Origin of the sequence: Staphylococcus sp. ACRSN (assembly GCF_022346615.1) — a bacterium.
GTDB lineage: Bacteria > Bacillota > Bacilli > Staphylococcales > Staphylococcaceae > Staphylococcus.
Genome location: NZ_JAKRNS010000003.1, coordinates 193,038 through 205,129 on the forward strand (window position 1 = coordinate 193,038; position 12,092 = coordinate 205,129).

Consider the following 12,092-nt stretch of genomic DNA (forward strand, 5'->3'; position numbering starts at 1 on the left):
TTTGTCTTTATTTTCTAGTTTTTTGAGAAAATGGTATAATATATAGGATCTTTAATATAAAATTAATGAAAAAGAGGTGAAATCATGTTTGTCGATCAAGTTAAAATATCACTAAAAGCAGGTGATGGTGGTAACGGGATTACCGCTTACCGTAGAGAGAAATATGTACCATTTGGTGGGCCAGCAGGTGGCGATGGTGGCGATGGTGCTTCAATCGTATTTGAAGTGGATGAAGGATTGAGAACGTTATTAGACTTTAGGTATCAAACTCATTTCAAAGCTAAGCGAGGAGAAGGCGGCCAAAGCAGTAATATGCATGGTAAAAATGCTGAACACTTAGTTTTAAAAGTACCACCAGGTACGATAGTAAAAAGTGTTGAAACTGAAGAAGTATTAGCTGACTTAGTAGAGAATGGCCAACGAGCAGTAGTTGCTAAAGGTGGTCGAGGTGGTCGAGGTAATTCAAGATTTGCTTCGCCAAGAAATCCAGCACCAGATTTTAGTGAAAATGGTGAACCAGGAGAAGAGATTGAGGTTACTTTAGAACTTAAATTACTTGCCGATGTAGGTCTAGTAGGTTTCCCGAGTGTGGGTAAATCAACATTGTTATCTATAGTTTCAAAAGCCAGACCCAAAATCGGTGCGTACCATTTTACAACTATCAAACCGAATTTAGGTGTAGTTTCAACAAAAGACCAAAGAAGTTTTGTACTTGCAGATTTACCTGGTTTAATAGAAGGCGCTGCTGAAGGTGTAGGGCTGGGTCATCAGTTCTTAAAACATGTTGAAAGAACGAAAGTGATTGTACACATGATTGATATGAGTGGATCTGAAGGCCGAGATCCGTATGCAGATTATAAAGTGATTAATGATGAATTAAAAGCTTATGAACAACGTTTGGAAGATCGCCCGCAAATTGTAGTTGCTAATAAAATGGATATGCCTGATGCACAAGATAATTTAGAGGTATTCAAATCTCAAGTAAATGATGAAAATATAGAAGTTATTGCTATTTCAACGTTTACAAGGGAAAATATAGATCATTTACTATATGTGATTGCAGACAAATTAGAAGAAGTGAAAGACATCGACTTTAATAAAGAAGAAGAAGACTTAGGTATTAACCGCGTATTATACAAACATACGCCAAGCCAAGATAAATTCACGATTACTAGAGACGATGATGCAGCATATGTAGTAAGCGGAAAAGCGATTGAACGTATGTTCAAGATGACTGACTTCAATAGTGATCCAGCAGTTCGACGATTTGCTCGTCAAATGAGATCGATGGGTATCGACGATGCATTGAGAGCACGTGGCTGTGAAAATGGTGATATTGTAAGAATTCTAGGTGGAGAATTTGAATTTATTGAATAGGAGTGCTTAAAATGGACGAAAAAGATTATAAAAAGTTTTATTTAATAAGGGAAGATGTACTGCCAGAATCGGTTGTTAAAACTCTTAAAATTAAAGATCTTTTGAAAAATGATCCTTCAATGTCCATTTTCGAAGCAGTTAAACAATTTGATTTATCTAGAAGCGCTTTTTATAAATATCGAGATACCATTTTTCCTATAGATGAAAAAATGGAAGAAACGCGTGAATTTACGCTTATATTATATGTCAATGATATCGTTGGTATGTTAGCGAATGTATTGAATACGATTTCTCAACTTAGTTTATCAGTACTCACGATACACCAAAGTATTCCTATGGAAGGTAGAGCTACTATCACACTTTCATTAGATGCAAAAGGTACCGATTTGGAAGTTGATGATGTTATTAAAGCATTGAATAAAGTAGATCAAGTTTCTAAAGTAGATTTAATTAGTATGACGATATAAGGAAGTGTAAATGTGTACGCATATATAAAAGGTATATTATCAGAATTACATCCGACTCATGTAGTTGTAGAAACAACAGGTATTGGTTACGAAATTCAAACACCGAATTCGTACCGTTTTCAAAAATATTTGGACCAAGAAGTGATTATCCATACTTCTTTAATTGTAAGAGAAGATGCGCAATTATTGTATGGCTTTATTAATCAAGAAGAAAAAGATATGTTCTTAAGTTTGATAAAAGTCACAGGTATTGGACCTAAATCTGCTTTAGCAATACTAGCAACTAGTTCTCCAAATGAAGTTAAGATTGCAATTGAAAATGAAAATGATGCATATTTAACAAAATTTCCTGGTATTGGTAAAAAGACAGCTAGACAAATTGTTTTAGATTTAAAAGGCAAAGTACAAATTAATGATATTGATGAGAAACAGCAGTTAGACTTAGGCGTAGATGTAAATGATTCATCACAAGTGATTAAAGAAGCTTTGTTAGCGCTTGAAGCCTTGGGATATTCTAAACGTGAGTTAACTAAAGTTGAAAAGGAATTGAACAAAACGCATTTCGAGTCAGTTGATGATGCGGTTAAACGTGGATTACAATTACTTGTATCCTAAATCAATAAAAAGTAAATGAAAGGGGGATAAGAATGGATGAGAGAATGGTAGATCAAGCAATGCATGAAGATGAAACTTCATTTGAATATTCATTAAGACCGACTAAATTACGTCAATATATCGGTCAATCTACGATTAAATCGAATTTAGAAGTATTTATTAAGGCGGCGAAGTTACGTCAAGAGCCATTAGACCACGTATTGTTATTCGGACCCCCAGGTTTAGGTAAGACGACTTTATCAAATATTATTGCTAATGAAATGGATGTCAACATCAGAACTGTTTCAGGTCCTTCTATTGAACGTCCAGGAGATTTAGCGGCGATATTGTCAGGTTTGCAACCTGGCGATGTATTGTTCATCGATGAAATACATAGATTGAGCAGTGTTGTTGAAGAAGTATTGTATCCTGCGATGGAGGATTTCTTTTTAGATATTATTATTGGCAAAGGTGAAGAAGCACGGAGTATCCGTATTGATTTACCGCCATTTACCTTGATTGGTGCGACAACAAGAGCAGGTAGTTTATCAGCACCACTAAGAGATCGTTTTGGTGTACATTTAAGACTTGAATACTATAATGAAGCCGATTTAAAAGAAATCATTATACGTACTGCGGAAGTACTTGGCACCTCTATAGATGAAGAAAGTGCGGTCGAGTTAGCAAAACGTAGTCGTGGAACACCTCGAGTGGCGAATAGGTTACTAAAAAGAGTACGAGATTTTCAACAAGTAAATCAAGATGAAGTTATTCATATTGATACGACAAGACGTTCATTGGAACTTTTGCAAGTTGATGATCAAGGTTTGGATTATATAGATCATAAAATGATGAACTGTATTTTACAACAATATAATGGCGGTCCGGTCGGTTTAGATACAATCGCGGTATCAATTGGAGAAGAGCGTGTGACAATTGAAGATGTTTATGAACCATTTTTAATTCAAAAAGGCTTTATAGAACGTACGCCAAGAGGTCGTAAAGCTACTGCCTATGCATATGAACATTTTAGCAAGAATGAAAAGAGGGACTAAGTTGGATATTGAAGCATTTGACTACCATTTACCAGAAACGTTAATCGCACAGACACCACTTAAGAATAGAGATGAAAGTAGATTATTGGTACTTGGTAAGCATTCAGGAGACATTGAACACAGACAGTTTAAAAATGTCATTGAATATTTGAATGAAGGTGACACGCTAGTATTAAATGATACACGTGTTATGCCAGCAAGACTGTTTGGTTTGAAAGAGGACACAGGTGCTAAAGTAGAAATGTTAATGTTAACCCAAATTGAAGGAAATGATTGGGAAGTATTACTCAAGCCTGCGAAAAGAATTAAAGTTGGAAACAAACTATCATTCGGAGAAGGGAAAATTATAGCTGAATGTATAGAGGAACTTGATCAAGGTGGACGCATTATGCGTTTGTATTATGATGGCATATTACAAGAGCGATTAGATGAACTTGGAGAGATGCCATTACCTCCTTATATTAAAGAGAGATTAGATGATCAGGAGAGATATCAAACAGTATATGCAAAAGAATCAGGTTCTGCAGCTGCACCAACAGCAGGACTACATTTTACTGACGAACTTTTGCAACAAATTAAAGACAAAGGCATAAATATTGCTTTTGTTACATTACATGTTGGACTAGGTACATTTAGACCTGTAAGTGTTGATAACATCGATGATCATGAAATGCATAGTGAATATTATCAAATCAACCAAAAAACAGCAGATTTATTAAATGCTACAAAAGAAAATGGTAAACGTATAATATCTGTAGGAACAACCTCTACGAGAACACTAGAAACAATTATGCAATCCAATGATACATTTGTAGCGCAAAGTGGTTGGACCGATATTTTCATTTATCCAGGTTTTGAATATAAGGCTATTGATGGATTGATTACCAATTTTCATTTGCCTAAATCAACGTTAGTAATGTTAGTGTCAGCATTTAGTTCACGAGATTATATCATCAAAGCCTATCAAGAAGCTGTGGATTTAAAATATAGATTCTTTAGCTTTGGAGATGCAATGTTAATTATTTAAGGGAATTGAGAGGAGAATATTATGCCAGCAGTTACTTATGAACATATAAAAACCTGTAAACAATCTGGTGCAAGATTGGGTATTGTTCACACACCGCATGGCTCATTTGAAACGCCTATGTTTATGCCAGTTGGAACAAAAGCGACTGTAAAAACAATGAGTCCTGAAGAGTTAAAACAAATGGAAGCGAAAATCATTTTAGGAAATACTTATCATTTGTGGTTACAACCAGGAAATGATATCATCAGAAAGAGTGGGGGCTTGCACCGGTTCATGAACTGGGATGGTCCGATACTGACTGATTCTGGTGGTTTCCAAGTATTTAGTTTAAGTAATTTAAGAAACATTTCAGAAAAAGGCGTTGAGTTTCGTCATCATACAAACGGATCAAAATTATTTTTGAGTCCTGAAAAAGCAATGGAAATTCAAAACGATTTAGGTTCAGATATTATGATGGCTTTTGATGAGTGTCCTCCAATGCCTGCTGAATACAAGTATGTGAAGGATTCTATCGAAAGAACAACAAGATGGGCTGAGAGATGTTTGAAAGCACATAAGAGACCTGAGGATCAAGCTTTATTTGGTATAATTCAAGGTGGAGAATATAAAGACTTAAGACAACAAAGTGCTGAAGAATTAGTTGCTTTAGATTTCCCTGGATATGCAATAGGTGGTTTATCAGTTGGTGAACCAAAACCGGTCATGTATGATATGGTTGAGCACACCGAACAATTTATGCCGAAAGATAAGCCACGTTATTTAATGGGCGTTGGTTCGCCGGATGCATTAGTAGAATGCAGTATTCGTGGTATGGATATGTTTGATTGTGTGTTACCAACGCGAATTGCGCGAAATGGGACATGTATGACTTCAGAGGGCCGATTAATTATCAAAAATGCTAAATACGCAGAAGATTTACGACCACTTGATGAGAATTGCGACTGCTATACTTGTAAAAATTATAGTCGAGCTTACATAAGACATTTAATCAAAGCAGAGGAAACTTTTGGTATCCGTCTTACTACTTATCATAATTTACATTTTCTGCTTAAATTAATGGAAAATATACGACAAGCTATTCGTGAAGATCGTCTTCTTGATTTTAAAGAAGAATTTTTTGAGCAGTATGGGCTAAATGTAGAGAACCCAAAAAACTTTTAAAGAGGAGCAATAAACTATGCAATTTACTTCATTGATATTACCGATTTTATTATTAGTATTAATGTGGTTCTTCTTAATCAGACCACAACAAAAGAAAGCCAAAGAGCATCGTGAAATGATTAGTCAAGTGACTACAGGACAACATATTACTACAATTGGTGGTATTAAAGGAACAGTTCGTAGCGTTGATGAAACTACTGTCGTAATTTCATTAAACAGTAATGGTACTGAAATCACTTTAGAAAAACCAGCAATCAAACAAGTTGATCCTTCATAATAATTGAAGATATATAAGAACTGATGTCTAACATCGGTTCTTTTTTTATTTAATTTTAGATATTCGTTAAGTTAAAGGGTATGATAATAGATATAGTAATATATTTAAGTGATGTTGTTAACCGTTTACAATATGTTATTTAATAAATATATAATTGAGTTGGTTTTTACTATGGTTGTAATATGTTAAGATATATAAGGTTATTCAGAAAAGTTTTTAGAGCTTAAGAATACTTGCAAAAAAGCATTTTAATCAAGTATTCTTATAACATAAGCTAACAATGAGGTGTTTAAGTGAAAAAAGGTAATAGAATTGTTGCATTCATATTACTTGTGGTCCTATTATTTGCAGGTATGGGACTTACATATAAGAATGTAGTTAAAGATGTTAACCTTGGTTTAGACCTCCAAGGTGGTTTTGAAGTCTTATATCAAGTCGATCCTTTACAAAAGGGCGATAAAATAGATGATAAAGCAGTTAAAGCAACTGCTAAGACACTTGAGAACCGTGTCAATGTTCTAGGTGTTTCGGAACCTAAAATTCAGGTCGAAGATAAAAATAGAATCCGTGTCCAACTTGCTGGTATAAAAAACCAATCGCAAGCACGAGACATTTTATCATCACAAGCTAATTTAACAATTCGAGATGCGGATGATAAGGTTAAATTAACTGGTAAAGATATTCAACAGGGTTCTGCGAAACAAGAATTCAAGCAAAATACGAACCAACCTGCAGTTACTTTTAAATTGAAAGATAGCGACAAATTTAAAAAAGTAACAGAAGAAATTTCTAAAAAAGATGAAAATGTAATGGTTGTATGGCTTGATCATCAAAAAGGTGACACGTATCATAAGGAAAAAAATAAAAAAGATCCTAAATACGTATCAGCAGCATCGGTTGATAAACCAATTAATTCTGACAGTGTAGAAATTTCTGGTGGATTTAACGGTGAAAAAGGTGTAGAAAAAGCGAAGCAGATTTCCGAGTTACTTAATGCAGGGTCATTACCTGTTGACTTGAAAGAAATTTACTCTAATTCTGTTGGTGCACAATTTGGTCAAGACGCTTTAGACAAAACTGTACTTGCAGCATTTGTTGGTGTAGCGATTATTTATCTATTTATGTTAGGTTTCTATCGTTTGCCGGGTCTAGTTGCAGTTATTGCACTTACTGCTTATATTTATTTAACATTACTTGCATTTAACTTTATTTCAGGTGTGCTAACCTTACCAGGTTTAGCAGCGTTAGTATTAGGTGTAGGTATGGCAGTGGATGCCAATATCATTATGTATGAGCGGATTAAAGATGAGCTGAAAATAGGTAGGACATTAAAGCAAGCATACAAGCGTGCAAATAAGAGTTCGTTCCTTACGATAGTAGATGCGCAGTTGACAACTGTAATTGCAGCAGCTGTATTGTTCTTCTTTGGTGAAAGTTCGGTTAAAGGTTTTGCTACAATGTTACTTTTAGGTATACTAATGATTTTTGTAACTGCAGTATTCCTTTCTAGAGCACTCTTATCATTACTAGTATCATCTAACTTCTTCAAAAAATCATATTGGTTATTTGGAGTTAAAAGAAAAGAAAGATATGACATTAATGATAGTAAAGATGTTCATGATTTAAAAACACCGTATGAAAAAATTGATTTTATGAAACTAGCAAAACCATTAATTTCATTAAGTGTACTAATTATTATTATTGGTGCAATTATTATCTTTATCTTCCGTTTAAATCTTGGTATTGATTTTACAAGTGGTACGCGAGTTGATTTCGAATCCAATAATAAAGTATCTGATACGAAGATAGAAAAAACACTTGCTGCTAAAGATTATAAACCTGATCAAGTATCGCTTGGTGAGAATGGTAAAAGTGCCACAGTTCAATTTAAAAAAGATTTATCAAAAGAAGATGTATCAAAAATTAAAGATATCATACACAATAATTATGGGCATGATCCAACAGTAAATACTGTTTCACCAGTAATTGGTCAGGAACTTGCTAAAAATGCAATGCTTGCATTATTATATGCTTCCATTGGTATTATTATCTATATTTCATTCAGATTTGAATGGAGAATGGGACTTTCATCAATTTTAGCATTGTTACACGATGCATTTATGATTGTAGCTGTATTTAGTTTATTCCGACTTGAAGTAGACATCACGTTTATCGCTGCGGTATTAACAATTGTTGGTTATTCAATAAATGATACGATTGTTACCTTTGACAGGGTACGTGAGAACTTACACAAGGTTAAAGTTATTACAGAAACAGCTCAAATTGATGATATTGTGAATAGATCAATCAGACAGACAATGACGCGTTCTATTAATACTGTGTTAACTGTTGTAATTGTAGTAGTAGCACTTTTACTTTTCGGTGCACCAAGTATCTTTAATTTCTCATTAGCGTTACTTGTAGGATTAATTATGGGTGTTTTCTCATCTGTATTTATTGCTGTACCGCTTTGGGGTATTATGAAGAAACGTCAACTTAAGAAAACAGATAATCATAAACTAGTAGTTTATAAAGAGAAAAAATCTAATGATGAAAAAATCTTAGTTTAAACTGCTAGAGAATGGGGGAATAAATCCCTATTTTCAAAATAAGAGAGCCAATCCATTGTGGATTGGCTCTCTTTTATATTTAAAGTTTAACGATTTTAAATACTCTCCCGCAGCCTGTGAAATTTTTCGTGCATTCGTGCACAATCATCGTATGCTTATTAATATAGGTGGAGTGATATTATATTTTTTCGTGTAAAATTATAATTATGTTGTGCAGATTTTGGCGAAATTCCTGAGAGGATAATACTATTCAATGACTAAGATTAAGGCGACATCCTAGGAAAGCGAACCGATAATACAAATATAGTCAATCAATATAAACTTCTTTTATTAGTTACTTCACTAAAATATATTTTTTATGCACTTGTTTTGCCTATTTAATAAATCAAATTATAACTTTGATTGTATCTACTTTTTATTTTGTGGTTTCTTTTGTATAATTGCTTGTGGAAATGAGGGATAATCTTATGATTAAATCGAAGTATGCTTGGGATATTAATAATCCCGAATCAAAGATTACGGATACTATTGCTTCAAAATATAAATTAACGCCTATTGTAAAAAAGGTTTTAGAGAGTAAAGGTTTTACTGAAGGCGAAACGATAGATGCATTATTAAGCGATGAGGGTGTTTTACATAATCCTATGGCGATGAGTGACATGCAAAAGGCAGTCGATCGTATTAATTTGGCTATAGATCAAAATCAAAAAATACTTGTGTATGGAGATTATGATGCTGACGGTGTAACTTCAACAACTATTTTAGTATCTACATTAAGAGAGTTGGGTGCACATGTAGGTTGGTATATACCTAATCGCTTTACAGAGGGGTATGGGCCAAATGAAATGGCTTTTAAAAATGCATATGATGAAGGTGTTTCATTAATAATTACCGTTGATAACGGTATACAAGGTCACAAAGAAATAGAAATGGTACAAGCATTAGGCGTGGATGTCATTGTAACAGACCATCATGAAATTGGCGAAACAATACCAAATGCGTTTGCAATTATACATCCTATGCATCCAAATTTTGAATATCCTTTTGAATACCTATGTGGTGCAGGTGTTGCATATAAATTAGCACAATCATTACTAGAGCAACCGCCGATATCATTTTTAGGTTTGGTTGCTATTGGTACGATAGCCGATTTAGTATCGTTAACTGATGAGAATAGAACTTTAGTTAAACATGGATTGAAAGTCTTGAATGAGCATTGTCCACCTGCAGTCAAAGCACTTTTAAAGCAAGCTGATTATAAAGATGAAATAAACGAGGAAACAATTGGTTTTATTATTGGTCCAAGGTTAAATGCAGTAGGCAGACTTGAAGATGCAACGTTAGCTGCAGAATTATTAATGTGTGACAATGAAGAAGAAGCTGATTTTTATGCAGAACAAGTGGAATTTTTTAATCAAGAAAGAAAAGATATTGTAGCTCAAATTACTGAAGAAGCATTACATTTAGCTGAATCCCAAGTCGAAAAAGGGAATCAATTTCTGTTGTTGGCAAAAGAAGATTGGCATGAAGGTGTATTAGGAATAGTGGCTTCGAAAATTGTTGAAACTTATTCATTACCAACATTAATCTTAAATATTGATGAAGCTCAAAATCATGCAAAAGGTTCTGCGCGAAGTATAGAGCAAGTGTCGATGTTTGAAATTTTAAGTGAACATTCCGAATTAATATTAAAATTCGGAGGACATCATATGGCAGCAGGTATGACATTGATGATTGAAAATGTGGAGCCCCTAAGATTGGCACTAAATGAATCGATGAAGGTAATAGCTGAAAATACATCACTTGAACCGAGAAAACATGTGGATGCTCAAATAACAGAATCAGAAATCACTCTCAAAAACATACAAGATATTCAGCGGCTCAGACCATTTGGATCAGATTTTAATAGTCCATGTTTTGAATTAGAAGATGTCATTGTTCAACAAGCTAAAGCAATTGGACAAGATCAAAAGCATCTCAAATTGACGATGGGTAAAGAAAAATTACAGGCAATATTTTGGCAAAACGGCCATTTAGTCAATGAATTGGGTGGCGACCAGCCTGTAAATATAATTGGTACTTTACAGATAAACGAATGGAATGGTTTTCAATCTCCGCAGTTTATGATTCAGGATTTATCAAGTAATAGTTTGCAAATTTTAGATTATAGAAGTAAAAATAAAGTAAATCAGTTTGATGACAATGAATCAGATATCGCATATTTAGTGCACAAACAGAATGATAAAATTAAAGAAAATTATTACGTATATGGTGAAACAATAGATCAAGATTATAAGAAATACGTTTTTAGAGACTTGCCTAGCTCTATAGCGGATTTGAAAAATACATTAAAAACAATTAATGTTTCTCAAATTTATCTTGTGTTGAATCATACACGTTCGGTATACTTTGAAGGTATGCCTAAAATTGAAACTTTTAAGCATTGTTTTAAAGCGATTGCCTCGAAAGGTCAAGTGAATTTAGCAAATGATGGTTTACACCTTTGCCAATTCTTAAATATTGAACCTAGCATGCTTAAATTTATTTTAAAAGTTTTTGTGGACTTAGACTTTATAAATGATGAAAATGGTATAATAACTATGAATCATAATTCGACAAAAAGGGAAATTGAATCTAGTAAATACTATCAAGGTCGACTTGAAAGAATAGAAGTTGAAAAACTCATGCTTTATGAAGATTTTAGTAATCTTAAACAGTGGATTAAGGCGGAATTGAAGGAAAATTAGGAGGAAGTAAGTATGGATTTAAAACAATATGTCTCTGAAGTGAAAGATTGGCCAAAACCTGGTGTAGACTTTAAAGATATAACTACAATTATGGATAATGGTGAAGCATATGGTTATGCAACAGATCAGATTGTTAACTATGCTAAAGAGCGTAATGTAGATGTTATCGTTGGACCAGAAGCACGTGGCTTTATTATCGGTTGTCCAGTAGCATATTCAATGGGAATTGGTTTTGCTCCTGTAAGAAAAGAAGGAAAGTTACCTAGAGAGGTAATTCGATATGAATATGATTTGGAATATGGTTCAAATATTTTAACTATGCATAAAGATGCGATTAAACCAGGTCAACGTGTACTAATAACAGATGATTTATTAGCAACAGGTGGCACAATAGAAGCGACAATAAAGCTAATTGAACAATTAGGCGGCATCGTTGTAGGTATTGCGTTTATCATTGAATTAAAGTATTTAAATGGCATCGATAAAATTAAAGATTATGATGTTATGAGCTTAATTTCATACGAAGATTAATTCATTTAAATAAAGTCAGATGAAAGCATTTATATTAGTGTAATCATTTGGCTTTTATTTTATACATAAATGGGAATGAAGAAATAAAACATCAATAGACTGAATTTTTTGTGAGCTTATTACACAGAAATTGTAAAGAGGTTAAATTTAAAATACATTTTCTTAATAGTAAAAGGAACTCATTTATTTATTTTAAAACATGTAGTATCATATAACTATTATTCGAATTTTGTAAAAAATAAGTTAAATTAAGTTTCAACTGTTCAGTTATGTAGAATAATTGAAT

10 protein-coding genes are annotated in these 12,092 nt (G+C 33.4%); all 10 read left to right on the forward strand.

Annotated elements, in window-relative coordinates:
• Positions 1–84: 84 nt before the first annotated feature.
• A complete protein-coding gene (obgE, locus tag MHZ36_RS04420) occupies positions 85–1,377 on the forward strand; it encodes a GTPase ObgE (protein ID WP_239229862.1) in 1,293 nt (430 codons plus the stop codon).
• A gap of 11 nt (positions 1,378–1,388) precedes the next feature.
• Positions 1,389–1,844, forward strand: a complete 456-nt coding sequence (locus MHZ36_RS04425) for an ACT domain-containing protein (protein ID WP_239229863.1) — start codon at positions 1,389–1,391, stop codon at positions 1,842–1,844.
• Between the two features lie 12 nt (positions 1,845–1,856).
• The gene (ruvA, locus tag MHZ36_RS04430; protein WP_239229864.1) at positions 1,857–2,459 is read left to right on the forward strand and encodes a Holliday junction branch migration protein RuvA; all 603 of its coding nucleotides are present in this window, start codon (positions 1,857–1,859) and stop codon (positions 2,457–2,459) included.
• 32 nt (positions 2,460–2,491) lie between these two features.
• Positions 2,492–3,493, forward strand: coding sequence for a Holliday junction branch migration DNA helicase RuvB (gene ruvB / locus MHZ36_RS04435; protein WP_239229865.1), 1,002 nt, complete (start codon positions 2,492–2,494; stop codon positions 3,491–3,493).
• Between the two features lies 1 nt (position 3,494).
• Positions 3,495–4,520 carry a tRNA preQ1(34) S-adenosylmethionine ribosyltransferase-isomerase QueA gene (queA, locus tag MHZ36_RS04440; protein ID WP_239229866.1) on the forward strand — a complete coding sequence of 342 codons (1,026 nt, stop codon included), beginning with the start codon at positions 3,495–3,497 and terminating at the stop codon, positions 4,518–4,520.
• Between the two features lie 21 nt (positions 4,521–4,541).
• The gene (gene tgt / locus MHZ36_RS04445; protein WP_239229867.1) at positions 4,542–5,681 is read left to right on the forward strand and encodes a tRNA guanosine(34) transglycosylase Tgt; all 1,140 of its coding nucleotides are present in this window, start codon (positions 4,542–4,544) and stop codon (positions 5,679–5,681) included.
• A gap of 16 nt (positions 5,682–5,697) precedes the next feature.
• Entirely contained in the window at positions 5,698–5,958 is a 261-nt protein-coding gene (gene yajC / locus MHZ36_RS04450) for a preprotein translocase subunit YajC (protein ID WP_239229868.1), read from the forward strand.
• A gap of 293 nt (positions 5,959–6,251) precedes the next feature.
• Positions 6,252–8,528 (forward strand): protein translocase subunit SecDF, encoded by a 2,277-nt coding sequence (secDF, locus tag MHZ36_RS04455; protein WP_239229869.1) that lies wholly within the window; start codon positions 6,252–6,254, stop codon positions 8,526–8,528.
• Between the two features lie 467 nt (positions 8,529–8,995).
• Positions 8,996–11,275 (forward strand): single-stranded-DNA-specific exonuclease RecJ, encoded by a 2,280-nt coding sequence (gene recJ, locus MHZ36_RS04460; protein ID WP_239229871.1) that lies wholly within the window; start codon positions 8,996–8,998, stop codon positions 11,273–11,275.
• Between the two features lie 12 nt (positions 11,276–11,287).
• On the forward strand, positions 11,288–11,806 hold the full coding sequence (locus tag MHZ36_RS04465) for an adenine phosphoribosyltransferase (protein WP_239229873.1): 519 nt from the start codon (positions 11,288–11,290) through the stop codon (positions 11,804–11,806).
• The last annotated feature ends 286 nt before the right edge of the window (positions 11,807–12,092 follow it).

Excerpts from the sequence above, each read along its gene's own strand:
- obgE (WP_239229862.1), top strand. The coding sequence starts at position 85 with ATGTTTGTCGATCAAGTTAAAATATCACTAAAAGCAGGTGATGGTGGT.
- MHZ36_RS04425 (WP_239229863.1), top strand. The coding sequence starts at position 1,389 with ATGGACGAAAAAGATTATAAAAAGTTTTATTTAATAAGGGAAGATGTA.
- ruvB (WP_239229865.1), top strand. The coding sequence starts at position 2,492 with ATGGATGAGAGAATGGTAGATCAAGCAATGCATGAAGATGAAACTTCA.
- tgt (WP_239229867.1), top strand. The coding sequence starts at position 4,542 with ATGCCAGCAGTTACTTATGAACATATAAAAACCTGTAAACAATCTGGT.
- yajC (WP_239229868.1), top strand. The coding sequence starts at position 5,698 with ATGCAATTTACTTCATTGATATTACCGATTTTATTATTAGTATTAATG.
- recJ (WP_239229871.1), top strand. The coding sequence starts at position 8,996 with ATGATTAAATCGAAGTATGCTTGGGATATTAATAATCCCGAATCAAAG.
- MHZ36_RS04465 (WP_239229873.1), top strand. The coding sequence starts at position 11,288 with ATGGATTTAAAACAATATGTCTCTGAAGTGAAAGATTGGCCAAAACCT.